Genomic DNA, 24,833 nt, shown 5'->3' with positions numbered 1-24,833 from the left:
ATCAGAAGTCGGCCGTGTCGGCGACGACCTGGCGCAGACGGCCCGCGAAGGTCACCATGTCGTCGACCGCCGGCACCGGCGTGAGGGTCTCGTCGAGCAGCCCGGTCAGGCCCGGCCATGCGCTGATGACCCGGTCGTCGGCGTCCGGCCAGTGGTTGCCGGTGAGCGCCCGGAACAGCATCGCCGCGAGGTTGGTGACGTCGTCGCGCGGGGCCGCGCTGCCCCGCGGGGAGAAGTCGTGCAGCCGGGGAGCGCCGTCGTCGCCGATCAGGACGTGCTCGGCCCGCAGCCGGCCGTGCGTCATCGGCGGCCGGGTCGCGTGCGCCCAGGCCAGCGCGTCGGCCAGGGTGATGACCAGCGCGATCGCCTCGGCCGGTTCCGGCGGGTCCTCGCGCAGCACCTGCTCGAAGGTGCGCCCCTCGAGGTTCTCGAAGGCGAGCCACGGCCGCCCGGTCGCGGTGACCCCGCCGGCCTTGACCGGGACGATCGCCGGATGCCGGCCGAGCCCGATCGCGGTGGCGCAGTAGGCGGCGAAGGCGGCCTCCTCGGCGCGCCCGTTCACGAACCGGTGGAAGAGCCGCAGGGTGACCGGCCTGCTCGCACGTTCGTCCCAGGCACGGTAGGTGTCGGCCTCCGCGCCGATCCAGATCCGTTGCAGACCCGTGTATCCCGCCGGTGTGTCGATCCCCGCCACCAAGCACCCCCTTTTTCTGTACGAAGTAAACGCCCGTCGCCAACCACAGCCAAACCGTCGGCGAGGATGGGGGAATGACTGGACTCACCGTCGCCGTGCTGGGAACCGGGATCATGGGGGCCGCGATGGCCCGCAACCTGGTCAAGGCCGGCCATGTCGTGCATGTGTGGAACCGGAGCCGGGACAAGGCCGAGGCGCTCGAGGCGGACGGCGCCACGGTCGCCGCCTCGCCGGCCGACGCGGTCAGCGCGGCCGACGTCGTCGTGACGATGCTCTACGACGGCGACGCGGTCTTCGCGGTGATGCGGGAGGCGGCGGCCGGGCTGCAGACCGGTGCGGCGTGGGTGCAGTCGACCACGGTGAGCCTCGACGCGGTCGAGGGCCTGGCCCGGTTCGCCGGCGAGCAGGGGCTGGTGTTCTTCGACGCGCCGGTGCTCGGCACCCGGCAGCCGGCCGAGGCCGGGCAGCTGACCGTGCTGGCGGCCGGTCCGGGCGAGCACCGGGGCGCCGTGCAGCCGGTGTTCGACGCGGTCGGCGCCCGGACCGTGTGGACCGGCGAGGACGGGTCGGCGGGCCCCTCCACCCGGCTCAAACTGGTCGCCAACAGCTGGGTGCTGGCGGCCACCCACGGTGTCGCCGAGGCGCTCGCCCTCGCGAAGGGGCTCGGCGTCGACCCCGAGCAGTTCTTCGGCGTGATCGGCGGCGGTCCGCTCGACATGGGCTATCTCAAGGTGAAGGGCGAGGCCATCCTTCAGGACCGGCTTTCGCCGGCCAGCTTCGCGGTGGTCACTGCCGAGAAGGACGCGCGGCTCATCGTCGCCGCGGGTGAGAGCCATGGCGTACGGATGGACGTCGCGGCAGCCGGCGCCGAGCGTTTCCGCCGGGCGGCCGAGCAGGGTCACGGCGACGAGGACATGGCCGCGTCGTACCACGCGAGTTTCGGCAGCTGAAACGGGGCAGCGGAGCGGGACACGCCTCCCTATGATCTTGTGACCGGTCAGGCATCGATGCCACCGGATCCTTGGGGAGGATCCACAGTGTTTCGCTCCGTTTGGCTCTCTCGGGTCGGTTTGACCCTGCTCACGACGATTTCCGCCGGCGTCCTCGGATCGCCGGCCGAGGCCGCCTCCACCGGTGTGGCCTCCGCTTCCGGCACCAAGATCACGTTCAAGGCCGCCAAGGGCAAGCAGAACACTGTCGTCTTCACGCTGTCCGGCCGGACCGTCACGATCGACGACCGCGTCGCGATCAAGGCGGGCAAGGGCTGCAAGGCGGTCAAGGGCGACAGGACCAGGGTCCGGTGCACCACCGCGAAGACGCCGACCCGGCTCTACGCCTTCCTGAACGACCGCAACGACTCGCTGGTCAACAAGGCGCGGGTACGGATCGACGCGGACGGCGGCACCGGCAACGACAGCCTGACCGGCGGCGTGCTTAACGACATGCTGAACGGCCGCTCCGGCAACGACAAGCTCCGCGGCGGCGCCGGCGGCGACCTGCTGATGGGCGGCTACGGCAACGACAAGATCTGGGGCGGCGCCGGCCACGACATCATCAACGGCCAGTCCGGCAACGACGCGGTCGACGGCCAGTCCGGCGACGACCGGGTGATGGGCGAGATCGGCAACGACCACGTGTACGGCGGGTCCGGCGCCGACCAGATCTCCGGCGACGTCGGCGTGGACAAGCTCTACGGCGGCGCGGGCGGCGACTGGATCGACGCGACCGAGTGGGACCACGCGAGCCCCGACTACTACTCCGGCGGCAGCGGCCCGGACTGGATCTCGTACGCGTCGTACCAGGTCGGCGTCGTCCTCGACGCCGACGGCGTGAAGGGCGACGACGGCGCTCGGGGCGAGCGGGACACCATCGCCGCCGACGTCGAGGACATCCGCGGCGGCGCCGGCAACGACGTCATCGCCGGCACCCCGGGCCCGAACTTCCTCTACGGCGGGCCCGGCAACGACACGCTCCGCGGCGGCGCCGGCGACGACGACCTCGAGGGCGAGGAGGGCCGGGACCGGCTCGAGGGCGGGTCCGGGAACGACGAGCTGACCGGCGACCACCCGTACGCCTCGAAGTTCGAGGGGGACACCATGCTCGGCGGCTCCGGCTGGGACTGGGTGGACTACGTCCTCCGGACCACCGGGGTGGTCGTCGACCTGGACGGCGCCGTGGGCGACGACGGGCAGCCCGGCGAGAAGGACACCGTCGGCGCGGACGTCGAGCAGGTCACCGGCGGCGACGGCGACGACCGGATCACCGGCAACGGCGGCCGCAACGACCTGGACGGCCGGGACGGCGACGACGTCATCCGCGGTGGCGGCGGCAACGACGAGCTGCACGGCGGCAACGGCGCCGACGCGCTCTACGGCGAGGCCGGGAACGACTACCTCTTCGAGCCGGGCGACCGGGCCGCCGACAGGCTGGACGGCGGCGCGAACACGGACGGCTGCCTGGTGCCGCGGGACGAGGACGCGGTCACCGGCTGCGAGCGCGTGGAGTACCAGTAGGGCCCGTCGCGCGGAGCTCCACGAGGAGCCCGTCGCGATCGGTGAGCACCGAGCCGAGGATGCGCCGGCCTGCCGCGAGCAGGTCGGCGACATCCGGGGTGCTGAGCATGTACATCACCGCCGCGCCGTCCCGGAACGACGTCACTATCCCGGCCCGGCGCAGCACGGCGAGCTGCTGGGACAGGTTCGAGGCCTCCACGTCGATCTCGGCGAGGAGGTCGCGGACGGGTTTCGGCCCGTCCTGGAGCAGTTCGAGCACGCGGATCCGCACCGGATGGCCGAGGGTACGGAACATCTCGGCCTTCGCCTGGTAGAGCGGTACTGACACGTCTGGACCTCCGCATGGCAACAACGGAGCGGATGCGGGGCGGTTACGGCGCTTGCGCAGTTTCGTACTTGCAGAAATCTTCAAGTCGCCCGATCTTCCAGTTGAACATTTCACGGCTCCGTCCGTCCGAAGCGGACATCGTGTGCGACCGATTCCGTTCAGCCTCCCGCAGCCTTGGTCGTACCAAAGGACGCAGGAGGATCCGAGATGCCCGACATGGACGTAGCCCTCAAGGACGCGATGCAGGTCGACGGCGCGATCGGCGCCGCACTCGTCGACCGCGGCAGCGGGATGGCGCTGGGCGTCGCCGGGGGTGGCAAGGACTTCGACCTCACCGTGGCGGCGGCCGCGAACACCGAGGTGATCCGCGCGAAGCTGCGCACGATGGAGATGCTGGGTCTGCGGGAGAACGTCGAGGACATCCTCGTGACGCTGGACACGCAGTACCACCTGCTCCGCCCGCTGACCGGGCGCTCGGGGCAGGGCCTGTTCCTCTACCTGGCGCTGAACAAGGACCGGGCGAACCTGGCGCTGGCCCGTCACCAGCTCAAGCGGATCGAGGAGAACCTGGACATCTAGGTCTCCGGCCGAGGCGCCCCGGTCCCGCGTGGTGCGACGCGGAACCGGGGCGTTCGAACATCAGTTCGAGTTATCCACAGGCTGTGTGCACAGCCTGTGTGAAACTCAGCGGGCGCTCGAGGCGTCCGCGTAGCGCAGCAGCGCCCCCACGCCGCCGGACAGCCCGGGCTCGTCCGGATCGACCAGCACGATCGACGCGTCGCTGCAGGCCAGGCCCCTGATGAGCGCGGCGTCAGCGCGTACCCTCTGCGGGTTTTGCATCTCCGCGGCGTCGGTGGATATCTCGTAGGGCTCGGTGCCTATCCACAGCTCGTCGGTCGAGGACGGATCGTCGATCATCAGCACCGTGTCGACCTGGCCGCGCTGCAGGGCGGTGACCACGGCGGGCAGCCCGTTGCCGGCGGCGCCGTCCCGACCCGCCTGGGTCCGGAACCGGTCGAGGGCGTCCCGCTGATGCTCGACCGCGCGCTCGGCCACGGCCTGGATCGTCACGTCCTCGAGCGCGGACGGATCGGCGCCGGCCCCCGCGAGCCGGCGTCGGTCTCCACGACCAGGCTGCGCCACCGCTCGGGCAGCTGGTCGACGAGCATCGGCCGGGACTTCGGGTCGCCGGCCACCACGATGATCTCCGGGTCGATCCGGCCGGCCAGCTCGGCGACCGCCTCGGCCACGTCTCCGGCGTTGCGCCGCCAGGTCAGGTCGTAGTTGTGCTGCGCCCGCAGCGCCGACCAGCCGCCGATCGGCACCTTGTGCACGGGGTAGTCCTCGGTGCCCTGCACCTCGTGGTGCTGCACCAGGTCGCCGGCGCCGACCGAGTCGATCGCGCCGCCGGTGTGGTCGACCACCACCCGCAGGTAGGGGATCTCCTCGCCGAGCTGCGCCACCAGCGGCATGACGTGCGGCAGCGGCCCGAAGGCGGCGATCTCCCGGCCCGGCGGGGCGGCGAGCGGCCGGCTCAGCACGACCTGGTCGGCCGTGGCGAAGAGCGCGAGCCCGTGCCGCCCGGGCCGGGCCGGGTGGCTCGTCACCGCCGCCTCCAGCGCGGCCAGGGTCTTCGCGTCGCAGCCCTGCTCGGTCAGGGTCGTGGCCGCCGCCCGCCACCGCAGCTCGATGATCTTCGTGGCGTCCTCGGTGTCGTGGGACGCGTCCAGGTAGACCGACGCCCACGGGCCGGGATGGTCGTACAGCGTGCGGAGCATCGAGAGTCGCATCGTTCCTCGCCTCCTAGTGATCTCGTCAGCGAGCCCCGGCGTACCCGTTTCCCGGCCCGGAAACCCTGCGACATCTCATGGACGAGCAACAACGTCCCTGCGGTGCAGGCGGCGTCCGTGGCGCGCTCGCTACAGGCGGCGGTCGGGCGCCGCGCCGGCACGCCTGCCGACGAGGTTCCAGACGCCCGGCAGGAGCGCCGCGGCCAGGGCGGTCTTCAGCACGTCGCCGATCAGGTACGGGACGAGGCCCGCGGTCACCGCGCCGGCCAGGCCCATGCCCGTCGCGAAGGCGAGCCAGGGCACCCCGACCAGGTAGATGAGCGCGTTGCCGGCCGCCATGAGCCAGACCGTGTGCACCGGCCGGCGGTCCGCGCCGAGGGCGGCGAGCTGACCCGCGAGGGCCGCCGCCAGGACGAAGCCGACCAGGTAACCGCCGGTAGCGGCGGGCCAGCCGGAGGCGCCGCCGGCGAACCACGGGACGCCGAGCGCGCCGGCGATCGCGTAGAGCAGCATCGCCGCGGCGCCGCGGGAGGCGCCGAGGGCCGCCCCGGCGAGGACGACGGCGAAGGTCTGGCCGGTGATCGGCACGGGGGAGCCGGGGACCGGGATGGAGATCTGTGCGGCGAGGCCGACGGCGCTCGCGGCGCCCACCGTGAGGATCACGTCGCGGACCACCGACCGGCCCCAGACGTCGGCCAGCACGCCGGTCGGCCGTCCCGGTACCACTACTCCGTACGTCACAGCTCGATCCTCCTCAGCTTGAACGCACCTTAGGTCCGGTCCGGCCGCGAGCGGCAGGTTCCCGGACCGAATGTGATGTTGTGGTGATCCTCGGGGCCGCCGAGATCACTCTGGGCGGCCCCGAGATCATCAGACGGTCAGCGTCCAGGTGTTGATGTACCCGGTATCGGTCGAGTACACGTCCTGGGCCTTGAGCCGCCACGTGCCGTTCGCCGCCTCGCCGGAGACGTTCACGGTGTACGTGGTGTTGATGTTGTCGGCGCTGTCCGAGCTGGACGTCGCCTTCAGGTTGTAGGTCGATCCGTCCGGCGCGACCAGGTCGACCCGCACGTCACCCCGGTAGGTGTGCACGATGTTCACGGCGACCTTCGTGGTGGACGACGCGTTGCGGGCGCAGCCGCTGATCGTGACGTTGCTGTAGACCGCGGCGCCGGCGTCCGGAATGGACACATCGGTCGCGTTCGTGCCGGTGCAGGCGGTCGGCGGCGTCGTCGTGGTCGGCGAGACCGTCGGCGAGGTCGTCGTCGTGGAGCAGGTCGGGTCGGCGGACTGGGCCGGCACGCTCACCGCGTCCCAGGCGGCCTTCGTGGTGTTGAAGAGCCCGCAGGTGCTGTCCAGGGCCTTGGCCGCGGTCAGCGTCCAGGTGCGGTACTTCAGGTACGACGAGCTGCTGGTCTTCATCAGCATCGCGTTGTACATGATCTTGGTGGCGGTCTGGATGCCGACACCGGTGATCGCGCCGGAGCCGGAGCACCGGGTGCTGGCCGGCTGGCCGTTGGTCGGGTTGGTGCCCTCGGCGAGCAGGTAGAACCAGTGGTTGCCGGGGCCGGCCGCGGCGTGCACCTCCTGGGTCGGCGTGCTGCTCGAGTAGCAGTTGTCGTCGCCGGCGAGCGACGGGTTGTACATGTACCGGATCGGGCCGCTGCCGACCAGGTTGACCTCCTCGCCGACCTGGTAGTCGCGCGGGTCGTTGGCGTTGTTCGCGAAGGCCTCGGTGGCCGCGCCGAAGACGTCGCCGACGAACTCCTGGGTGCCGTTCTTGGAGATGCCGCCCGGGGTGTTGTCGTCGATGCCGTGGCCGATCTCGTGGCCCACCACGTCGAGCGAGGAGATCCACTGACCGGCGGTGTTCTTGCCGATCTGGACCTGGGTGCCGTCGTAGTACGCGTTCTGCTGGTTGAGGCCCACCCGGATCGGCCAGGCGCCGCCGCTGCTGGTGAAGCCGGTGCGGCCCAGCCAGGTGGCCAGCATCGCCTTCTCCTTCTGCGCGGCGTAGAACGCGTCGACGCAGCCGGTCTCCTTGTTCGTGCCGGTCCCGTTGCCCCAGACGTTGTCGGTGCCGCTGAAGACCGTGTTGGTCGACGAGTCCTGGCAGCTCAGCGTCGTGAGCGAGGGGTCGCGCAGGCTGTAGGTGGAGCCGGACAGCGTGGTGTCGAGGCTGACCGAGCCGGTGATCCAGCCGGTGCCGGTGCCGGCCACGTCGGTCACGTGCTCGTAGGTCCGGATCACCTCGCCGGTGGCCGCGTCGACGTCGACGGTGAGCCGGCTGACGCCCTCGGCGCTCGTGCCGTTGATGGTGGACTCCCAGGCCAGCGTGGGATCTCCGGTCGTGGTGACGACGACGAGCTTCGTACCCTCGACGTTCTTGACCGTCTTGAGCTCGGCCTTCGCGATCGCTACCGAGTCGGCCGAGCTCAGCTTCGGCGTGACCGCGAGCTCACCGATCGGGCTGCTCTGCGCCACCGACGTGTACTTGGTGTTGCCGGCGTTGTCGGTGACGACCACGAAGTCGCCGCCGATCACCGGAAGGCCCTTGTAGGTCCGGTCGTAGGGCACGTACTGGAGCTTCTCGGTGGAGATCACCGGACGCTGGACGTAGGCCTCGCCGTCACTGGTGTGCAGGTTCGCGGGTTCCGCGGCGACCAGGGCCTCGGCGGTGTCGGCGGCCTTGTCGGCGGATGCGGCCGCGGCCGCGCGGGGGCTCACCGGCTGGGCGGTCGCCGGTCCGGTGATCCAGACCATCGCCGAGGCGGCCGCGGTCGCGGCGGTCACGGCGATGACCACGGGGGTTCGGGATTTCACGCTGCGTGCTCCTTCCCGCCCGTTGGGGTGTCCGGGCAGGCACGGGATGAGTTACGCAGACGCTATGCATCGATGAACTTCACCGAATCAGGGAAAACCCTTGCCGTGGTTACTCGCCGACCTCGCTGACTTCGACGAAGGGTGAACCGTTGAACCACTGCGCGTGAATGATGAAGCTGTGGCCGGGTTCGTTGAAGTAGACCGCGAGGTTGGTGTCCGAGCCGTTCTTCTGGACCGTGTAGCCGTCCGCCGGAGTGGCCGTGACCAGGAAGACCGTGCCGTCGCTGACCATCTTGAGAACCGCGCGGCCGCCCTCGGTCGTGAAGGTCTTCACGTACGTCTTCAGGCCGTCCTCGCCGGTCGTGACCGTCCACCCGTCCTCGGTGGTGGTCGCCGGCTTGCTGGTCGGTGCCGTCGTCGGCTTCGTGGTGGCGGGCGTCGTCGGGTCGGCCGTCGCCGGTTTCGACGAGGGCTTGCGGGAGGTCCGGCTCGGCTCGGGGGCGGCGGTCTCGGACTTCTCCACAGCGGGCTTCGAAGTCACGCTCGGCGACGGCGCCTCGGTCGTCGTGGTGACCGCCACTTCGGCGGCCGGCACCCGGCCCAGATCCGGAAGCGCTCCCACGTCCGGCTTCGCCGCGTTGAGCACGGGCGAGAGCGCGAATGACGAGAGCGCGATGCTGGCCGCCGTGGCCAGACACCAGCCGGCTACCGGCACCCACCTGGAAGATCGCACGAGTGGCATCCTCTCACCTGGCCCTATTGTGTGCGCCATGGCGATGATCCTGTTGGTCGAGGACGACCGCATCATCACGGCCGCGCTCACCCGTGCGCTGACCGATGCCGGGCATGTCGTACGCCCGGTCGGCCAGGCTGCCCAGGCGTTGCGGATCGTCACCCAGGAGCGTCCCGACCTGGTCATTCTCGACCTCGGGCTGCCCGACATCGACGGCACCGACGCGCTGCGGATGATGCGGACGGTCTCCGACGTCCCGGTGATCGTCGCCACGGCGAGGCGGTCCGAGGCGGACATCATCGCACTGCTTCAAGCCGGCGCCGACGACTACGTGACCAAGCCGTTCTCCGGCGGGCACATCCTGGCCCGGATCTCGGCCGTGCTGCGCCGGGCGCGCACCACCGAGCAGCAGCAGCCCAACGCGATCACGGTCGGCGAACTGGTCATCAAGCCGCGGCAGCGCCGGGTCGAGCTGCGGGGTGAGCCGCTGCAGCTGACCCGGCGCGAGTTCGACGTCCTCGCGTACCTGGCCGAGCGGGTGGGTCAGGTGATCAGCCGGCGGGAGCTGATGAACCAGGTCTGGCAGCAGGCCCGGATCGGCGAGGAGCAGACCATCGACGTCCACATCTCGTGGCTGCGCCGCAAACTGGGCGAGACCGCCGCGAAGCCACGGTTCCTGCACACCGTCCGGGGAGTCGGCGTGATGATGGTGGATCCCCAATGAGGTGGGCGCTCAATCGCCTGGCGCTCGCGATCACCTCGATGGTCGCGCTCGCGTTCCTGGTGCCGCTCGCCGTGGCGACCCGGCAGATCGCGTACGACCGGGCGATCTCCGAGGCCCGTCAGCAGGCCACCTCGATGGTGACCGTGCTCGGCGTCAACAGCGACCTGACCGAGCTGACCAACGCGGTGGCCAGCACCGCGGCCGGCAGCGCCGGTCAGCTCGCCGTGCACCTGCCCGGGCTCGATCCGATCGGGATCACGCACCTGAACGACGCCACCGTGAGCCGGGCCGCGCAGGAGCGCCGGTCGGCCACGGCCGAGGTGCCGGGCGGCATCGCGTATCTGCAGCCCACGGTCCTGACCGACGGCCGTACCGTGGTGGTCGAGGTCTTCGTGCCGGAGGAGGAGACCCGGCGTGGCGTGTGGCCGGCCTGGCTCGCCCTCGGCGGGCTCGCGATCGTCCTGGTCGGCGGCTCGGTGCTGCTGGCCGACCGGCTCGGCAGTCAGCTGGTCCGGTCGACGCGGCAGCTCGCGGCGGCCACCCGGCGGCTCGGCGGCGGCGAGCTGAACGAGCGGATCACCCCGACCGGCCCGCGTGAGCTGCGCGACGCGGCCCGCGACTTCAACGCGATGGCCGACGACCTGCGCCGGCTGCTGGACCGGGAGCGCGAGCTCGCGGCCGATCTCTCACACCGATTGCGTACGCCGCTGACGGGCCTGCGGCTCGACGTCGAGGCGATGCCGCCCGGCCCGATCGCCGAGCGGATGCGACAGGCCTGCGATCTCCTCGACGAGGAGCTCGAGGCGATCATCACAGGCGCCCGGCTGGGTGTCGAGACCCGCGGCACCGAGCAGTGCGACCTGGTCGAGGCGCTCGCCGACCGGCTGGCGTTCTGGTCGGTGCTGGCCGAGGACCAGGAACGGCCGTGGGAGGTGGTCGGCGGCAACGAGCCGGTGATGGTGCCGATGTCGCGCAGCGACGTGATCCTGGTGGTCGACGCGATGCTCGGCAACGTCTTCTCGCACACTCCGGACGGCGTCGCGTTCCGGGTGATCGTCTCCGGCAGCGGCCTGCTCGTCGACGACGCCGGGCCGGGCATCCCGGATCCGGAGAACGCGGTGAAGCGCGGCTTCAGCGGCGCCGGATCGACCGGGCTGGGTCTGGACATCGTGCGCCGCGCGGCCGAGACTGTCCGTGGGCAACTGGTGATCGACCGTAGCCCCCTGGGCGGTGCCCGCGTCGGATTCCTGCTGCACGCGGCCCCCGAGGAGCCCGAACCCCAGCCGCGCCGCCGTCGCCGTGCGGTTTCATAAGGGTTTTCGGTCGCTTTAAGGATCCGTTATGGCGGCTCTCCCTAACGTTCTGGCTCGTAACTGCCAGGACGACATGTTCGGAGAGCTGACATGCGCAGGAAGATCGCCTACCCGCTGGCTACCCTCGGGATGGTCGCAGCTTCGACAGTGGCTGTCGCGTCACCGGCCCTGGCGCACGGATACGTCTCCTCGCCCCCGAGCCGCCAGGCGCTCTGCGCCGCCGGCACGGTCTCGGACTGTGGCGCCATCCAGTTCGAGCCGCAGAGTGTCGAGGCTCCGAAGGGGTCTTCGCAATGCAACGGTGGAAACGCCAACTTCTCGGTGCTCAACGACGAATCCAGGAACTGGCCGGCCACCAGCGTCGGCAGCTCGGTGACCTTCAACTGGGTCCTGACCGCCCGGCACCGGACCGCCACCTGGGTGTACTCCATCGACGGTACCGAGGTCGCCACGTTCAACGACAACAACGCGATCCCCAACGCGACGGTGTCGCACAAGGTCGACCTCAGTGGCTTCTCCGGCAAGAAGACCGTGCTCGCCGTGTGGAACATCGGGGATACGGCAGCCGCCTTCTACAGCTGCGTGGACTTGAACATCGGTGGCGGCGGATCCTCGACGACGCCCACCACTTCGCCGACCAAGGCGCCCACGACCGCGCCGACCACCGCCCCGACCAAGGCTCCGACGACGGCGCCGACCACCGCGCCGACCAAGGCGCCGACCACCGCCCCCGGCACCACCGCGCCGACTTCCACCGCGCCGACTTCCACCGCGCCGACGAAGGCGCCGACCGGCTCCGAGTGGGCGCCGGGAGTGTCCTACAAGGTCGGTGACGTGGTGACCTACCAGGGCGTCTCGTACAAGACCCGGCAGGCGCACACCTCGATCCGCAGCTGGGAGCCGTCCATCTTCACGCTCGCCCTCTGGCTGCCGCTGTGAAGCGCCGGTTCGTAGCACTCGCCCTGACCGCGCCGTTCCTGCTCGGCGCGTGCGGCACCGACGCCTCCTCGTCGGCGCCGGCGTCGGTCTCCGGCAAGACGGCGCAGGCCGCCGCCGAGACGCAGAACGTCAACTCGGTCGCCGAGATCACCGCCGGGTCGACCTTCAACGACACCGACGTGATGTTCCTGCAGATGCTGGTCGACAACCAGGAGCAGGGCCTCGAGATGGTGGGCGTCGCCTCCGAGCGGGCCCAGCGCCAGGAGATCCTCGACTTCGCGAAGGCCGTCGAGCTCACCCAGTCCGACGAGCTCACGATGATGAAGAACTGGCTGAAGGAGTGGGACAAGCCCGCCGAGCTCGACGAGCGGGAGAGCCTGCACGCCGACCACGGCGGTCTGCCGGTCACCACCGAGAAGGAGATCGAGGGACTCCAGAAGATCAAGAAGGCGGACTTCGAGACCGCGTTCCTGAACCTCTTCCTCGGTCACCAGCAGACCGCCGTCGAGTTCGCTGCGCTGGAACTCGACAAGGGCGCCAACGAGCAGGCCCGGGCGCTCGCGGAACGCGTCAAGCAGTCCCGCGCCGACCAGATCCAGCAGATGCTGAAGCTGCTGAACGGCTGATTCTCGGATCCCTTCCCCGACACAGGGCGGCCCACCAGGGGAACGGTGGGTCGTCCTGTTTTCATGGTTTCGTGAGCTTTTGCCCTCGTACCCTTGCCCTGGTCCTGTCCGTGGCAATCGCCGCCGCCGCGGCAGCGAGCCCGGCCACCGCGGGCGTCGCCGGCTGGGAACATCCCGGCTTCGACGCCGAGGACAGCTACTACAACCCCACCGAATCGGTGATCGACGAGAGCGGGGTCGGCCGGCTCGAGCGGCGATGGTCGGTGCGGCTGCGCGATTCGGGGTTCTCGCGGCCGATCGTCGCCGGTGATCGGGTGATCGCCATCGACGGGCGGGGGATCTCGGCCTACTCAATTTCGGACGGCTCATCCCTGTGGCACTTCGACGAGGATGGGGTCGTCCCGGCCATGGCCGTGAGCGGTGGGCTGCTGATCGCCGCGAGTGGCGACCGGCTCACCGCCCTCGACCTGACCAGTGGAAAGGTTCGCTGGCAGCGCGCGCTCGCCAATCCGATCCGTGCCGTCGTCGTGGACCGGGGCGTCGTCGTGGTCTCCGGATGGTCGCCGTCGGACGCGGAGAAGGTCGCCGCCTACCGCGCCGCCGATGGCGAGGCGCTCTGGTCGAAATCGGGCTGGGGTACCACAGGGGTTTCGTTGAACGGCGTGATCATGATGCGCAAGACCGATGGGTACGGGCTTGCCGACGGCGGGACTTCGGCGATCGACATCCTGGACGGGTCGCTGCGGTGGAGCGAGCTCGCGAACTGGACCGCCGAGGCGGCCTTCGACGGCCTCTTCTACGTATCCGACGCGCGGGGTGATCTGCTCGCCGTGGACGGGACCGATGGGGCCGTGCTGTGGACCGCGTCTTTGTCTTCCCGGGCTCGGCACACCGGCGGCAGTGTCGGTCCCGCCCACATCGCCGATCCCGCCCCCATCGCCCGTCCCGTTCGCGGCGCCAACGCGTTGATCGCCGTGGACGGCCGCCGGATTTATCGAGCTTTTTCCCGATCGGTCGAGGCGTTGGATGTGCGGGACGGGCGGCGGGTCTGGTCGACGCGGCTCGCGCGGGAGGCCGGGCAGCCGATCCGGGCCGGTGGGTTGGTCCATGCCGGTGGGGCGGTGCTGCGGGCGGCCGACGGCGTACTGCTCAAGCCCTCGTTCCCCGGTCGGGTGATCGTGTCCGGTGGCACCGTCTACGGAGTATCCGGGTCCGATCTCGTTGCATTCCGGTAGCGCAATCGGCCCCTGGGTTGCCATTGTGTTGTACCCGGAAAATCGGCGAAGCGGAACGTGGACCCGGTCCGAAGGGATAGGCGAAATCGCTTATCACTTCCGGGGGTATCACCGCTTTGGCTCCGATGTTCGCGCCACTCAGGGAGCGCAACTACCGTCTGTGGGCGGCCGCCGACCTCGTCTCGGTCGGTGGCACCTGGATGCAGGTGCTCGCGCTCAACTGGGTGATCCTGTCGGTGACCGGTTCGGCCACTGCGATGGGTGCGGTCGTCATGCTGCAGTCGCTGCCCGTGCTGCTGCTCGGCAGCTGGGGCGGCGCCCTCGCCGACCGGATTCCGGCGCGTCCGATGCTCGTCGCCTGCCAGGCCATTCGCGCGCTGCTGGCGTTGGTGCTGGTGCTGCCGTTCGCCTCCGGAAACTGGGCGATCTACGCGGTGGCTCTGCTCTCCGGCGTGATCAGCTCCTTCGAGGGCCCGGTCCTCGGCCGATTCGGATCGTCGCTGGTCTCGCGGGAGGCGCTCGCGTCGGCGCTCGCTCTCGGTAGCGTGCTGAGCTCGGCGGGACGCATCGGCGGCATGGCGCTCGGCGGTGTCCTGATCGGCATCACCGGCCCTTCCACGTTGTTCATCATCAATGCGGTCTCCTACCTCGGCGTGATCGGCGCGCTGCTCGCGATGCGTACCGGTGAAATGCGGGACCTGACGCGCGCGTCCTCTTCGGAGGGTGGAGTCATCGCCGGTTTCCGCTACGTTCTCCGGCAGCCGGTCGTGCTGATCGTCCTGGCGTTGTCGTTCGTGCTGGGCTCGCTCGGCCGTAACTACCAGGTGTCGATGGCGGCGATGGTCTCCGGTCCGCTGGGCGGCTCGTCGGGTTCGTACGGCCTGCTGTCGACGGTCTTCGCGGTAGGCGCGGTCGCCGGTGGTCTGGTGCTGGCCGGCAGCGGAAAGTCGACGCTGCGCGTCCTGCTCGGCACCGGCTTCCTGATCAGCGTGCTGCAGTTCGCGTCCGGTCTCGCCCCGAACGTCCTCGGCTTCGCCGCCCTGATCCTGCCGATCGCCGCCGGCGCCGTCGTGTTCGACACGGTCGTCTCCACCCGCATCCAGCTGGACACGGACGAGGCGATGCGCGGCCGGGTGTTGGCGACAGTCGGAATCGTGTCCTCGCTCTCCGGCATCTTCGGCGCCCCGGCGGTCGGCTGGCTCTGCGACACACTCGGCGGCCGAGGAGCCCTCATGGTCGCCGGCGCCATCACCACGGTCGCGGCCATCGCAGGCGCCGCAGCGCTCGCGAAGGTGAAGGGCCGCTCGCTGAACCTGAACGTCGTCCTGCGCCGCCCGGTCGAGCAGCCCGCCTGACCGTCGATCTCATGAAGCCGCCCTGTCGCATGCGACAGGGCGGCTTTTCAATCTTCCGGTTTGAGCTGCCGAGGTCGCCATGCCCACGGACGTGACGCCGTATGAGGGGTCCGTACCTCGTCGCCTCGGAGGGGCTCGGAGCAGCCAAAATTTGCCTCAACGGGGGTAGCTCAGAGACTAGACTTTTGCGATCCCGGCGGTAGAGTCGTACGTATGTTCGGTCAGTCCAGTGCGGAGCGCACGACGTGGAGGGCTTCCTCCAGTGATTCGTGCTCCCAGACCCGGACGACCCTCCATCCCGCCTCATGGAGCGCGGTGTTCACCTGGCCGTCGCGTTCCATGTTCCGCCTAAGCTTTGGAGCCCAATACCACTCGTTGGTTGTAGGGTGCCTTCCGTGCTGAGGGCAGACATGCCAGAAGCACCCGTCGACGAAGACGGCAACCTTGCGTTTCGTGAATACGATGTCCGGCCGCACCCGGGTGTCGGAGAGCTTGATCAAGAGATCCTTGCGGTAGCGATAGCCCAGACGGTGCAAGGCCGTCCGGAGGGCCACCTCGGGTTTCGTGTTGCTGCGGCGGTTAGCTTGCATGTTCCGCGAGCGGCCAGCGTTGAGTGGTGCCGGATAAGTTCCCTTCGCGTGGGCTTTGTCGCGTCGCTCTTGAGGGTTACCTCGAGACACTCACAACCTCGCAGTCACACCGTGCGTGGGGTGGCCAGCTGATTAAGGCAAGATACTCGGCAGCAGTTGACCTGCTTGCCCTGCCCTGGAAGGAGGCCCCGTGGCCGGTCTCGAAGTCGTGGAGATCTGTGCTGGTGCCGGCGGTCAGGCCTTAGGCCTGGAGAGGGCTGGCTTCGAGCATGCACTCGCCGTCGAACTGGATGAGAACGCGTGTAACACCCTGCGGGAGAACCGCCCGTCGTGGAAAGTGCAGCTCGGTGACGTGGCCAATCCGGCCACCTGGAACCCGGCCGACTACGAAGGCGTCGCGCTTCTTGCAGGTGGTGTTCCCTGTCCGCCGTTCACGATTGCTGGGAAGCAGCTCGGGGCGACAGACGAACGAGATTTATTCGCTTGGGCAGTGGAGCTTGCCGGTGTGGTCAAGCCGAGGGCGCTCCTGCTGGAGAACGTCCGTGGCCTGAGCATGCCGCGTTTCTCCGGTTATCGGCAGCATGTTCTGGATCGACTAGCGGCGATGGGATATGTGGCTTCTTGGCAGCTCCTGCAGGCCTCTGATTTCGGCGTTCCGCAGCTTCGTCCACGGTTCGTGCTGGTTGCCATGCAAGAAGAAGACGCCGGCTACTTCTCCTGGCCCAAGCCGGTTGAAGAAGTCACGACTGTTGGCGAGGCACTTGCCGACCTGATGGGTGCAGCCGGTTGGGAAGGCGCTGCCGAATGGGCGGAGAAGGCTGACAAGATCGCTCCCACCATCGTCGGTGGTTCTAAGAAGCATGGTGGTGCGGATCTCGGGCCCACTCGCGCGAAGCGGGCTTGGGCCGAGATGGGCGTGGACGCGCTTGGCGTGGCTGATGCGCCCCCGCTGCCCGGGGCGAAGTTCGCTGTCGGTCCCAAGCTGACAACTGAGATGGTGGCGCGGATCCAAGGATGGTCCGACGACTACGCCTGGACCTTCACGGGCCGCAAGACGACGCGTTATCGCCAGATCGGCAACGCCTTCCCGCCTCCGGTGGCTGCGGCTGTCGGTGGGGCCATCATGCGGGCATTGCGCCACGAGGGCACACCTGATCCTCGGAAGCCCGCAGATCATGATCCCATCTACAAAGCACTCCGGAACACCGACGATTTCGTTACTCAGGCACAGCTGATCCGGACTGTGGGTCCGATCGAGGTGCCGGAACTCGAGAGGCGCATCGGCTTGCTGAGCCGCGACTTCGATATTCACATTGAAGAGCGGTCAACCGGCCCGGCGTACCGATTCGGTGGGTTCAAGGCCTTCCTCGGTCAAGAGGATCACCTGCGGCACGAAGTCTTCCAGAAGAACCGATCGAGCATTTCCTGACTCACCCCGGGGCAGAAGGCAATTTGTGCCTCCTGCCCCGGGGTTGGGCTGCCTGCCAAGCGAGACTCGTGCATCGTTCGATAGCGTGAAACCGCACGCCAACCGCCTCGATCAAGGGGAACGCTCACGTGGAGCTCCTGCACTCCGGCAAGGTCCGGGACGTCTATGCCGACGGGGATGAACTGCTGCTCGTCACCTCGGATCGGATCTCGATCTATGACGTCATCCTGCCGACGCCGATCCCGGACAAGGGCAAGATCCTCACCCAGCTGTCGCTCTGGTGGTTCGAGCAGCTCGCCGACGTCATCCCGAACCACGTGATCTCGGCGACCGATGTGCCGGACGAGTGGCGGGGGCGGGCCATCCGCTGCGAGCGGCTCGAGATGGTCATGGTGGAGTGCATCGCCCGCGGGTATCTGGCCGGTTCGGGGCTGCGGGACTACGAGGCGGGACGGCCGATCTCCGGCAACACGCTGCCGCCGGGCCTCGTGGAGTCCTCGAAACTGCCGGAGCCGATCTTCACGCCCAGCACGAAGGAGCCGGTGGGCGGCGGGCATGACGAGCCCATCACGTACGAGCAGACGCAGGAGCGGGTCGGCGCGGAGCTGGCCGAGGAGCTGCGCCGGGTCACGCTGGAGATCTACCGGCGCGGGTCGGAGATCGCCGCGGCCAAAGGCATCATCATCGCCGACACCAAGATCGAGGTGGGGCGGGCGAAGGACGGCACGCCGAAGCTCGGCGACGAGGTGCTCACGCCCGACTCGTCCCGCTTCTGGAGTGCTGACGAGTGGAAGCCGGGCAGTGTGCCGCGCTACCTGGACAAGCAGTTCCTGCGCGACTGGTCCGGCCAGCTGACCGATTGGGATCGGACGGCGCCGGGCCCGGAGATCCCCGACGAGGTGGTCGAGGCGACGCGGAACCGCTACGTCGAGGTCTACGAGCGCCTCACCGGCGACACCTGGAAGTAGAAGCGAACGGGCCCGGCGGCAGAGAACCGCCGGGCCATCACAAAGATCTCAGGCCCACCGCAGGGTCGTCGAAGGCGACAGGCGAGGCAGGCGGTCCCGCCACGCGTTCTCGCCGGGGTGACCGAGGTTGACCACTGCGAGGGACTTGAAGCGCCCGTCCGGGAAGAACTCGGCGTCCATGGCGGCCTTGTCGAACCCGGTCATCGGGCCGGCGACGAGGCCGGTCGCGCGGGCCGCCAGGACGAAGTAGCCGACCTGCAGCGCCGCGCTGAACGTGCCGTTGGAGATCCGCAGGTCGGCGTTGGCCTCGTACACATCTTTGAGTCCCGGATTGTGCGGGAACACCTGCGGCACGTGCTCGTGGAACTCGCTGTCGAGGGCGAGCAGCGCCACGGCCGGCGCACTCGCCGACTTCGCCCGGTTGCCCTCGTTGAGGTGCCCGATCAGTCGGTTCTTGCCCTCTTCGGTACGAACGAAGACCACTCGCAGCGGCTGCGTGTTCGCGGCGGTCGGCGGCCACTTCGCCAGCTCCCAGATCGCGGCGAGCTCCTCGTCGGAGACCGGCGTCGGCGCGAACGAGGAGGCGGTGCGCGCATCCGTGAAGAGCAGTGCGCGACCGGCGGCGTCCAGCGAAGGACGCGCTCCAGAAAGAGTATCCACTTCTAAAAAAGTAGTTACTCACTCAGGGAAAGCCACATGAAGTTGATCACGGGTAGAGGGCGAAGAACCTGAGGATCAAGAGCGAGGGGCAAGGGTACGAGGGCGAAGGCGCGGGCGTGAAGAGCGAAGGCCTAGGAGAGGTGCTCGTCGGCCCAGGCGGCGATCTGGTTCAGCGCCGGCATCAACGCGCGACCCGAATCGGTCAATCCGTACGACACCGCGACGGGCGGCCCGTCGTCCACGTTTCGCACGATGAGACCAGCCGCCACCAATGAGGACAAACGGTTCGACAGCACGGAGTCACTGACGCCGTCGATCGTCCGGGAGAGTTCACGGAACCCGAGCGGCCCGTCCTGCAGCTTGCCGAGCACCGCGGCGTTCCAGCGGCGACCCAGGAATTCGAAGGCGCGCGCCAGTGCGGCGTCGCGGGCGGCGCACGAGGGGCTGACGGCCGTCATGCGTCAAAACTAGACGACCGGAGCACGCGTCAAAACTAGACGACCGGAGCACGCACGCTGAGCTGATGGCAGGTCCCATGGCAGGTGAGCTGCTCCCCGCAGGTCGGGCACCAATCATTCGTACGGCGGAGGTACCACCCCAGGGCCACTCCGGCGAAGAGGCTCAGCAGGCCGACGATCGCGGAGACGGTCACGGCGCCGGTCATGCCAGCGGCCCCCGGTTGAGCGGGTGCCGGCGGACCAGGCGCAGCCCGCGCTGGTCGAGGGCGGGGTCGCTGTCGAAGCGGGACGTCACGTACGGCGCCGTGAACGTGTCGACGCCGGTGCCGAGGTTGCCGCCCGGGCGGTAGGTGACGGTGACGGCGCGGGGTGACGACGCCTCGATGACGCCGGCGCGCCACCCGTCCCGGTAGACCCACACCGGGTCGGACGGACGGTAGCTCTCGGCCGGGGCCACATCCGCCGGGTCACGCTGAGGCGGGGTGACGGTGGGCGTGGACGCCATCGTCTTCGACATGGGCGTGCCTCCACATTTCCGGATGAGCCGGGCGTCGCACCCACACATCGGCCGAGCAGTCTGACTTTTCGGCACGCTGTGTTAGCAAGCGGGTACTTGTCTGTCAGCTATCATGCTCGTCATCAAGTGCGTCCGCAAGGCCGGATGCACGTGCATCTGCTTCGCGCAGATGCGCGCGGGATAGGCTCGGACGTGGTTTCGCGGCGGACGATCTCCGCTCTAGGATGCATGTGGCTGTGCCGGGCAGTCACAACGTGGCGACGAGGAGTCAGGTGAGCGCGGGTTCGCAGGAGGAGGCGCCGAGCGGTGGCCCGACCGTCCTCCGCATTCTGCTCGGCTCCCAGCTCCGGAAGCTGCGGGAGTCGAAGGGCATCACCCGTGAGGCCGCGGGATACGAGATCCGCGCCTCGGGTTCGAAGATCAGCCGCATGGAGCTCGGCCGGGTCAGCTTCAAGGAGCGCGACGTATCCGACCTGCTCAGCATGTACGGCGTCGAAGACTCGGACGAGCGCGAGGCCCTGATCGGCCTGGCCCGTCAGGCGAACAACCCGGGCTGGTGGCACCACTTCAGCGACATCCTTCCGGGCTGGTTCCAGAGCTACCTCGGTCTCGAGGCGGCCGCTTCGCTGATCCGTACCTATGAGATCCAGTTCGTGCCCGGGCTGCTTCAGACTCCCGAGTACGCGCGGGCTGTCATCATGCTGGGCCATGCCGGCGCGAGCGCGGACGAGATCGACCGCCGTGTCGAGGTCCGCCGTCATCGGCAGCAGATTCTCACCCGATCGGGTGGCCCCCAGTTGTGGGCGGTGATCGACGAGGCGGTGCTGCGCCGGCCGATCGGCGGCGTCGAGGTGATGCGCCAGCAGATCGAGGCGCTGATCGAGGCGTCCAAGCTGCCGAGCGTCCGGCTCCAGATCATCCCGTTCCACGCGGGCGGTCACGCCGCGGCCGGCGGCCCGTTCGCGATCCTGCGGTTCCCCGAGCCGGAGCTGCCCGACGTCGTCTACGTCGAACAGCTCACCAGCGCGATCTACCTGGACAAGCGCGAGGACGTCGACCAGTACGCGATGGCGATGGAGCGGGTCTGTATCGACGCCGAGCCGCCGAACCACACGCCGGAGATCCTCGGCAAGCTCCTGCACGAGGTCGGCCGCCCGGCCTGACGGCCGCGGAAAGGACGGGCAGTGAGAGAAAGGTCCGGTCGCGGCGCGACCGGACCTTTGAAGGATCAGGCGACGAGGTTGTCGAAGTCTCCGTCGCGGACGCCACCGAGGAACGCCTCGATCTCGGCGCGCGTGTAGATCAGCGCGGCACCCTCGGGGTCCCTGGAGTTGCGCACGGCGACATCGCCGCCGGGCAGGACGGCGCACTCCACACAGTTGCCACTCGGGTTGCTGCGACGGCTCTTCTGCCAGACAACGCCCTGCAGTTGGCCGGCTGGCATGCCGTTGACCACGTAGGCCATTCCAAGCTCCCTTGGTCTGCCCCGGACCGCCGATCGACCCGGGGGTGGTGATGTCACGTGCCAAATAGGCCGAGATTGCAGATGCACGTGCATCTGGCCTTGCGTAGTCACGTGATTTTGAGCATGATAACGCACGTACTGCTCCCAATGGTTGTCACTCAGGGTGACATCTTTGGGTGATGGGTCGGTCGCGGAGCGACGTCTGCGGCCTCAGCGCGAGGCTCCCCTGGCGGGGGCGTTCTGAGCGAGAGGTGACGAGTGTGTCGATTCCGAACATCGGCCCGGAACATCCCGATCCGAACGGTTCCGAGGTGACCGAGTTCGCACGCCGTGGGAACCCGGCGCTGCTCTTCCGGGACGAGCCCGCCATCGATGAGGTGTGCGCGGCAGAGGCCCGGGCCAGCACGGTCACGCACCGGTTCGGTGGGGTGAGGTATGCGTTGAGCCGGCCCGGCGGGAAGACCGCCACGGAGCCGTCAGCCGAGGAGGGTGAGTCCGACGCGCACGAGTGACCTCATCCGGTGCCGCCGGCCGCGCCCGGCCGGACAGCGTCCGGCCCGGGGCCGGTGGGGTGCCTCTGCGCCACGGGTTCGTGACGATCGGTTGTGGCCGAGCGGTCCGCTCTGGCCCGTGCACGAGTTCGCCGAGGCGGACTACTGCTACGGCGTCGGGCCGATCCGGCTCCGCATGCTTCACGTCGACTGGGCCAAACCGGTCCCGCACGAGGGCGACACCTGGTTCGGCGTGCGCGCCGTGGTGGTCGACCGAGCGGGGCGGTCCGGCGAGGTCCGGGAGATGTTGATCCGGGCGGGGCGGATGCCCGTCCCCCCGGCGTGCAAGCGTCCGCGCTTGCGGGTGTTACGGAGTACACCCGTCTGACGCCGGATGGGCGGTCCGGTTCCCCGTGCTGGGCCGCCCATCCGGTCTTGGAGCCTTACTGGAGAACCCCCGCCGGGCCGAGCCGGCGGGGGTTTTCACTGCGATCCAAAAGTCAGAAGAGAGAAACCTTCAGGGCTTCCGGGCGACCCCGGCCCAGTAATATGCGGCTTCCGGATCGGCCACCTCGTCATCCGGACGCCAGCTCGACACCGGGACGAGGCCCGGGTCGAGCAGCTCCCAGTCGCCGAAGAACCGCTGCACCGCGTCGTGCGTGCGCGCCACGAGCGTCATCCCGGCGCCGGTGGCGGCCGCGACCGCGGCGTTCACCTCTTCGGGGTTGAAGTCGGCCGTCGGGTGGGTGATCGCGAGCAGGCTGCCGGACGGCAGGGCGTCGCGCAGCTCGGCGACCTTGCTCCACGGGTCGTCGGCGTCGGCGAGCAGCATCAGGATGGCGATCAGGGTGAGGCCGACCGGCTTGGTGAGGTCGAGGGTGTCGCGCAGGGCCCGGTCCTCGAGGATCGACTTCGGGTCGCGGATGTCGGCCGAGATGTACTCCGACTTCCCCTCCGGCGTGCTGATCATCAGGGCGCGGGCGTGGACCAGCACGATCGGGTCGTTGTCCACATAGACCACGGCGGCCTCGGGGTTGATCCCCTGGGCGATCTCGTGCAGGTTGGGCCGGGTCGGGATGCCGGTGCCGATGTCGAGGAACTGGCTGATGCCCTCTTTCGCCACCAGGTCGCGGGCCACCCGATGGACGAACTTGCGGTTCTCGCCGGCCATGTAGCGCATCCCGGGGATGGCCTTCATCATGGCCTCGCCGACGGCGCGGTCGACGGCGAAGTTGTCCTTGCCGCCGAGCCAGTAGTCGTAGATGCGGGCGGAGTGCGGGACGTTGATGTTGACCCCGGGCGGAGCCACCTCGTTGCTGCCCTTGTCCACGACAAGCCTCCTCGCGCCACGACCCCGTCGCCGATCATCTCGGCCCGTCCCAGGGTAGCGGGAATGATTGACCGACTTAACCCCCGGAGACCGATTCCGGCTACGGAATGTGCCGGGTTCGTCAGGCTGCGGAGGCGTGCGCGGAGTGCTCCCGGCGGTCGGTGACCGACACGACGCGATCACGTCCGGCGTGCTTGGCAGCGTACAGGCGACTGTCTGCTGTGGACAGTAGGGAGGGCTGGGACGGCGCCGGGTCCTCGGCGACGAGGGCGACCCCGATGCTCACGGTCACCGGGAGCCCGTGGGTCAGCGGCACCCAGTCGTGCGCCCGGACCGACCGGCGGATGCCGTCGAGCAGCGCGGTGGCCCGATGCGGGCCGGCGCCCGGCAGCACGATCAGGAACTCCTCACCACCCATCCGGGCGACGAAGCCGTCCGGGCAGGCGGCCGCGACCCCGCGGGCAAGCAGGTCGGCCACCGCGATCAGGACCTGGTCGCCGACGTGGTGCGAGAGCCGGTCGTTCACCTGCTTGAAGTGGTCGAGGTCGACGAGGGCCAGGGTCAGCGACGGGTCGCTCTGGATCATCGCGGGCAGCTTCTCGTCGACGTATCTCCGGTTGTGCAGGCCGGTGAGCGGGTCGCGCCGCGCCTGCTCGCGGAAGCGCTCGGCCTCCTGCCGGGCCTCGTCGGTCTCGAACATCGCCTGCCGGGTCCGGGTGCGCGCCTCCCGTCGTACCGAATGCCGGTTCTGATAGGCCGTGAAGAAGGTCTTGTGGGCCGCGAAGGCCGCCGCGAAGTCGCCCCGGGCGGCGTGCAGCTCGGCCTGCTCCTGGTGCACCCGGACCAGCAGGTCGCCGAGGTCGCGCTCCTCGCACATGCCGCGCGAGGTGTCCAGCGTGGCCTGCGCCCGCTCGTACGCGCCGAGCCCGCGCTGTGCCCGGGCCAGGGTGAGCAGGTACATCGGCAGGCCGTCGGCGGCGTCGTAGCAGCCCTCGTCGTGGCGCTCGATGCATCGGCGCATGGTCGCCTCGGCCTCGGCGAACCGGCCGTTGCCGATCTGGATCCAGCCGACGGTGTCGAGGTAGGCCGGCTCGAGCTGCTCGCCGAGCTCGTCGGCGAGCCGCAGCAGCCGGTCCGCGACCTGCTCGGCGCGCTTCTGGTTGCCGGTGTCGAACTCGGTGAAGGCGTAGTTGTTCAGCAGGCAGAGCAGGGCCGGCGAGCCGGTCTCGACGGCGAGTTGCTCGGCCTGCTTGTATCGGACCCGCGCCTGGTCCATCGAACCGGCGGCCCAGAGAGCGTCGGCCAGTTTCGTACGGTGCCAGATGTGCATGTGGGTGGTGGCGCTCTCGTCGAGCAGCTCGACCGCCAGCACGGCGTGCTCGAGGGCCTGCTCGGCGTCGCTGAGGTGACCGTGGATGTACGACCAGACCAGATGGGTGCGGGCCATCAGCCGGTGGTCGTCGTGGGCGACCGCCCACTGGTGGACGTGCAGGATCTGCTCCGAGGCGCCGGCCACGTCGCCGGAGCGCAGCCGCATGTTGGCCTGGACCAGCCGGGCCCGCATGACGAGCGACTCGTCGCCGAGGGCGAGAGCGGACTGCTCGATCGCCAGCGCGTTGCGCAACTCGGCCGTGGCGTTCCAGGACCGTTCGTCCTCGATCGAGAGGAGTGCGGCCGAGAGCGCCTCGGCCGTGATCGCGAGCTCGTCCACCCGTTGTCTCCTCTCCCTTGCCCAGGTGCACCGATCGGCCGGCACGACCGTGACTGAAGGGAATTTGAGGGTAGCTCTGCGTAAACGGACAAATGCCCAACTGTGACGACGCCCGCACCTCGAGTGAGGTGCGGGCGTCGC

The 24,833-nt window shown here is 69.3% G+C and carries 27 protein-coding genes and 3 pseudogenes; 15 read left to right on the top strand and 15 right to left on the bottom strand.

Annotated features, from left to right (window positions below; genetic code table 11):
* Position 1: 1 nt before the first annotated feature.
* The gene (locus AB0G10_RS23785; protein ID WP_360925555.1) at positions 2-694 is read right to left on the bottom strand and encodes a phosphotransferase; all 693 of its coding nucleotides are present in this window, start codon (positions 692-694) and stop codon (positions 2-4) included.
* A 74-nt stretch (positions 695-768) separates the two neighbouring features.
* Here AB0G10_RS23785 and AB0G10_RS23780 point away from each other — a divergent pair, with 74 nt between their 5' ends.
* On the top strand, positions 769-1,644 hold the full coding sequence (locus tag AB0G10_RS23780; protein ID WP_360925552.1) for an NAD(P)-dependent oxidoreductase: 876 nt from the start codon (positions 769-771) through the stop codon (positions 1,642-1,644).
* An 87-nt stretch (positions 1,645-1,731) separates the two neighbouring features.
* Positions 1,732-3,207, top strand: a complete 1,476-nt coding sequence (locus AB0G10_RS23775; RefSeq protein WP_360925550.1) for a calcium-binding protein — start codon at positions 1,732-1,734, stop codon at positions 3,205-3,207.
* On the opposite strand, the gene AB0G10_RS23770 is transcribed toward AB0G10_RS23775, so the two are convergent.
* Positions 3,176-3,535 carry a metalloregulator ArsR/SmtB family transcription factor gene (locus AB0G10_RS23770; protein WP_360925548.1) on the bottom strand — a complete coding sequence of 120 codons (360 nt, stop codon included), beginning with the start codon at positions 3,533-3,535 and terminating at the stop codon, positions 3,176-3,178. The genes AB0G10_RS23775 and AB0G10_RS23770 overlap by 32 nt on opposite strands.
* A gap of 207 nt (positions 3,536-3,742) precedes the next feature.
* Here AB0G10_RS23770 and AB0G10_RS23765 point away from each other — a divergent pair, with 207 nt between their 5' ends.
* Positions 3,743-4,114 (top strand): hypothetical protein, encoded by a 372-nt coding sequence (locus tag AB0G10_RS23765; RefSeq protein ID WP_360925545.1) that lies wholly within the window; start codon positions 3,743-3,745, stop codon positions 4,112-4,114.
* 105 nt (positions 4,115-4,219) lie between these two features.
* Here AB0G10_RS23765 and AB0G10_RS23760 read toward each other — a convergent pair.
* The 4 genes and pseudogenes from AB0G10_RS23760 to AB0G10_RS23745 form a co-directional block, all read right to left on the bottom strand.
* Positions 4,220-5,325: pseudogene (locus tag AB0G10_RS23760) on the bottom strand (Vms1/Ankzf1 family peptidyl-tRNA hydrolase).
* 129 nt (positions 5,326-5,454) lie between these two features.
* On the bottom strand, positions 5,455-6,066 hold the full coding sequence (locus AB0G10_RS23755; protein WP_360925542.1) for a biotin transporter BioY: 612 nt from the start codon (positions 6,064-6,066) through the stop codon (positions 5,455-5,457).
* Positions 6,067-6,195: 129 nt separating this feature from the next.
* A complete protein-coding gene (locus AB0G10_RS23750) occupies positions 6,196-8,148 on the bottom strand; it encodes a M4 family metallopeptidase (RefSeq protein ID WP_360925539.1) in 1,953 nt (650 codons plus the stop codon).
* Positions 8,149-8,257: 109 nt separating this feature from the next.
* Positions 8,258-8,890, bottom strand: a complete 633-nt coding sequence (locus AB0G10_RS23745; protein WP_360925536.1) for a DNA mismatch repair protein MutL — start codon at positions 8,888-8,890, stop codon at positions 8,258-8,260.
* 28 nt (positions 8,891-8,918) lie between these two features.
* On the opposite strand from AB0G10_RS23745, the gene AB0G10_RS23740 reads away from it, so the two are divergent.
* The 3 genes and pseudogenes from AB0G10_RS23740 to AB0G10_RS23730 all read left to right on the top strand — a co-directional run.
* A complete protein-coding gene (locus AB0G10_RS23740) occupies positions 8,919-9,605 on the top strand; it encodes a response regulator transcription factor (protein ID WP_360925534.1) in 687 nt (228 codons plus the stop codon).
* Complete coding sequence (locus AB0G10_RS23735; RefSeq protein ID WP_360925531.1) at positions 9,602-10,918, top strand: HAMP domain-containing sensor histidine kinase; 1,317 nt, start codon at positions 9,602-9,604, stop codon at positions 10,916-10,918. The genes AB0G10_RS23740 and AB0G10_RS23735 overlap by 4 nt, the downstream gene beginning before the upstream one ends.
* A 90-nt stretch (positions 10,919-11,008) precedes the next feature.
* Positions 11,009-11,497, top strand: a pseudogene (locus AB0G10_RS23730) (lytic polysaccharide monooxygenase auxiliary activity family 9 protein); the annotation flags it as partial.
* Here AB0G10_RS23730 and AB0G10_RS23725 read toward each other — a convergent pair.
* Positions 11,491-11,619: a hypothetical protein gene (locus tag AB0G10_RS23725; protein ID WP_360926439.1), complete on the bottom strand. Its 129-nt coding sequence runs from the start codon at positions 11,617-11,619 to the stop codon at positions 11,491-11,493. The pseudogene AB0G10_RS23730 and the gene AB0G10_RS23725 sit on opposite strands and share 7 nt — an antisense overlap.
* Positions 11,620-11,728: 109 nt before the next feature.
* Here AB0G10_RS23725 and AB0G10_RS23720 point away from each other — a divergent pair.
* From AB0G10_RS23720 to AB0G10_RS23705, 4 genes and pseudogenes are all read left to right on the top strand, one after another.
* Positions 11,729-11,857: pseudogene (locus AB0G10_RS23720) on the top strand (carbohydrate-binding protein); the annotation flags it as partial.
* Positions 11,854-12,483, top strand: a complete 630-nt coding sequence (locus AB0G10_RS23715) for a DUF305 domain-containing protein (RefSeq protein ID WP_360925529.1) — start codon at positions 11,854-11,856, stop codon at positions 12,481-12,483. The pseudogene AB0G10_RS23720 and the gene AB0G10_RS23715, both read left to right, overlap by 4 nt.
* A gap of 110 nt (positions 12,484-12,593) precedes the next feature.
* A complete protein-coding gene (locus AB0G10_RS23710) occupies positions 12,594-13,718 on the top strand; it encodes a PQQ-binding-like beta-propeller repeat protein (RefSeq protein WP_360925526.1) in 1,125 nt (374 codons plus the stop codon).
* Between the two features lie 125 nt (positions 13,719-13,843).
* Complete coding sequence (locus AB0G10_RS23705) at positions 13,844-15,073, top strand: MFS transporter (RefSeq protein ID WP_360925523.1); 1,230 nt, start codon at positions 13,844-13,846, stop codon at positions 15,071-15,073.
* Between the two features lie 221 nt (positions 15,074-15,294).
* On the opposite strand, the gene AB0G10_RS23700 is transcribed toward AB0G10_RS23705, so the two are convergent.
* A complete protein-coding gene (locus AB0G10_RS23700) occupies positions 15,295-15,753 on the bottom strand; it encodes a very short patch repair endonuclease (RefSeq protein WP_360925520.1) in 459 nt (152 codons plus the stop codon).
* Between the two features lie 100 nt (positions 15,754-15,853).
* On the opposite strand from AB0G10_RS23700, the gene dcm reads away from it, so the two are divergent.
* Together dcm and AB0G10_RS23690 are read left to right on the top strand one after the other, a co-directional pair.
* Positions 15,854-17,092, top strand: a complete 1,239-nt coding sequence (gene dcm / locus AB0G10_RS23695; protein ID WP_360925517.1) for a DNA (cytosine-5-)-methyltransferase — start codon at positions 15,854-15,856, stop codon at positions 17,090-17,092.
* Between the two features lie 128 nt (positions 17,093-17,220).
* Complete coding sequence (locus AB0G10_RS23690; RefSeq protein ID WP_360925514.1) at positions 17,221-18,060, top strand: phosphoribosylaminoimidazolesuccinocarboxamide synthase; 840 nt, start codon at positions 17,221-17,223, stop codon at positions 18,058-18,060.
* A 48-nt stretch (positions 18,061-18,108) separates the two neighbouring features.
* Here AB0G10_RS23690 and AB0G10_RS23685 read toward each other — a convergent pair whose 3' ends face one another.
* The 4 genes from AB0G10_RS23685 to AB0G10_RS23670 form a co-directional block, all read right to left on the bottom strand.
* Entirely contained in the window at positions 18,109-18,720 is a 612-nt protein-coding gene (locus tag AB0G10_RS23685; RefSeq protein ID WP_360925512.1) for a malonic semialdehyde reductase, read from the bottom strand.
* 131 nt (positions 18,721-18,851) lie between these two features.
* Positions 18,852-19,178: a helix-turn-helix domain-containing protein gene (locus AB0G10_RS23680; RefSeq protein WP_360925509.1), complete on the bottom strand. Its 327-nt coding sequence runs from the start codon at positions 19,176-19,178 to the stop codon at positions 18,852-18,854.
* Positions 19,179-19,213: 35 nt separating this feature from the next.
* Positions 19,214-19,384 carry a hypothetical protein gene (locus tag AB0G10_RS23675; RefSeq protein ID WP_360925507.1) on the bottom strand — a complete coding sequence of 57 codons (171 nt, stop codon included), beginning with the start codon at positions 19,382-19,384 and terminating at the stop codon, positions 19,214-19,216.
* Positions 19,381-19,695 (bottom strand): hypothetical protein, encoded by a 315-nt coding sequence (locus AB0G10_RS23670; RefSeq protein WP_360925504.1) that lies wholly within the window; start codon positions 19,693-19,695, stop codon positions 19,381-19,383. Before AB0G10_RS23670 ends, AB0G10_RS23675 begins: the two co-directional genes overlap by 4 nt.
* 272 nt (positions 19,696-19,967) lie before the next feature.
* Between AB0G10_RS23670 and AB0G10_RS23665 the strand changes: the two genes are divergently transcribed.
* Positions 19,968-20,858 (top strand): helix-turn-helix transcriptional regulator, encoded by an 891-nt coding sequence (locus AB0G10_RS23665; protein ID WP_360925501.1) that lies wholly within the window; start codon positions 19,968-19,970, stop codon positions 20,856-20,858.
* A 65-nt stretch (positions 20,859-20,923) separates the two neighbouring features.
* On the opposite strand, the gene AB0G10_RS23660 is transcribed toward AB0G10_RS23665, so the two are convergent.
* Entirely contained in the window at positions 20,924-21,160 is a 237-nt protein-coding gene (locus AB0G10_RS23660) for a DUF397 domain-containing protein (RefSeq protein WP_127543970.1), read from the bottom strand.
* 260 nt (positions 21,161-21,420) lie between these two features.
* Between AB0G10_RS23660 and AB0G10_RS23655 the strand changes: the two genes are divergently transcribed.
* Positions 21,421-21,672 carry a hypothetical protein gene (locus AB0G10_RS23655; protein ID WP_360925498.1) on the top strand — a complete coding sequence of 84 codons (252 nt, stop codon included), beginning with the start codon at positions 21,421-21,423 and terminating at the stop codon, positions 21,670-21,672.
* Positions 21,673-21,790: 118 nt separating this feature from the next.
* Entirely contained in the window at positions 21,791-22,039 is a 249-nt protein-coding gene (locus AB0G10_RS23650; protein ID WP_360925496.1) for a hypothetical protein, read from the top strand.
* 129 nt (positions 22,040-22,168) lie between these two features.
* On the opposite strand, the gene AB0G10_RS23645 is transcribed toward AB0G10_RS23650, so the two are convergent.
* Positions 22,169-22,981: an SAM-dependent methyltransferase gene (locus tag AB0G10_RS23645; protein ID WP_360925494.1), complete on the bottom strand. Its 813-nt coding sequence runs from the start codon at positions 22,979-22,981 to the stop codon at positions 22,169-22,171.
* 121 nt (positions 22,982-23,102) lie between these two features.
* Positions 23,103-24,692 carry a diguanylate cyclase gene (locus tag AB0G10_RS23640; protein ID WP_360925491.1) on the bottom strand — a complete coding sequence of 530 codons (1,590 nt, stop codon included), beginning with the start codon at positions 24,690-24,692 and terminating at the stop codon, positions 23,103-23,105.
* Between the last annotated feature and the right edge of the window lie 141 nt (positions 24,693-24,833).

Source organism: Actinoplanes sp. NPDC023714, assembly GCF_040639855.1.
Lineage (GTDB): Bacteria > Actinomycetota > Actinomycetes > Mycobacteriales > Micromonosporaceae > Actinoplanes.
This window is presented reverse-complemented; position numbering and strand designations above follow the sequence as displayed.

Bases quoted from the DNA above. Each gene is read 5' to 3' on its own strand.
- AB0G10_RS23740 (WP_360925534.1), top strand. From the start codon at position 8,919: ATGGCGATGATCCTGTTGGTCGAGGACGACCGCATCATCACGGCCGCG.
- AB0G10_RS23735 (WP_360925531.1), top strand. From the start codon at position 9,602: ATGAGGTGGGCGCTCAATCGCCTGGCGCTCGCGATCACCTCGATGGTC.
- AB0G10_RS23765 (WP_360925545.1), top strand. From the start codon at position 3,743: ATGCCCGACATGGACGTAGCCCTCAAGGACGCGATGCAGGTCGACGGC.
- AB0G10_RS23745 (WP_360925536.1), bottom strand. From the start codon at position 8,890: ATGCCACTCGTGCGATCTTCCAGGTGGGTGCCGGTAGCCGGCTGGTGT.
- AB0G10_RS23660 (WP_127543970.1), bottom strand. From the start codon at position 21,160: ATGGCCTACGTGGTCAACGGCATGCCAGCCGGCCAACTGCAGGGCGTT.
- AB0G10_RS23780 (WP_360925552.1), top strand. From the start codon at position 769: ATGACTGGACTCACCGTCGCCGTGCTGGGAACCGGGATCATGGGGGCC.
- AB0G10_RS23680 (WP_360925509.1), bottom strand. From the start codon at position 19,178: ATGACGGCCGTCAGCCCCTCGTGCGCCGCCCGCGACGCCGCACTGGCG.
- AB0G10_RS23675 (WP_360925507.1), bottom strand. From the start codon at position 19,384: ATGACCGGCGCCGTGACCGTCTCCGCGATCGTCGGCCTGCTGAGCCTC.
- AB0G10_RS23705 (WP_360925523.1), top strand. From the start codon at position 13,844: ATGTTCGCGCCACTCAGGGAGCGCAACTACCGTCTGTGGGCGGCCGCC.
- AB0G10_RS23670 (WP_360925504.1), bottom strand. From the start codon at position 19,695: ATGTCGAAGACGATGGCGTCCACGCCCACCGTCACCCCGCCTCAGCGT.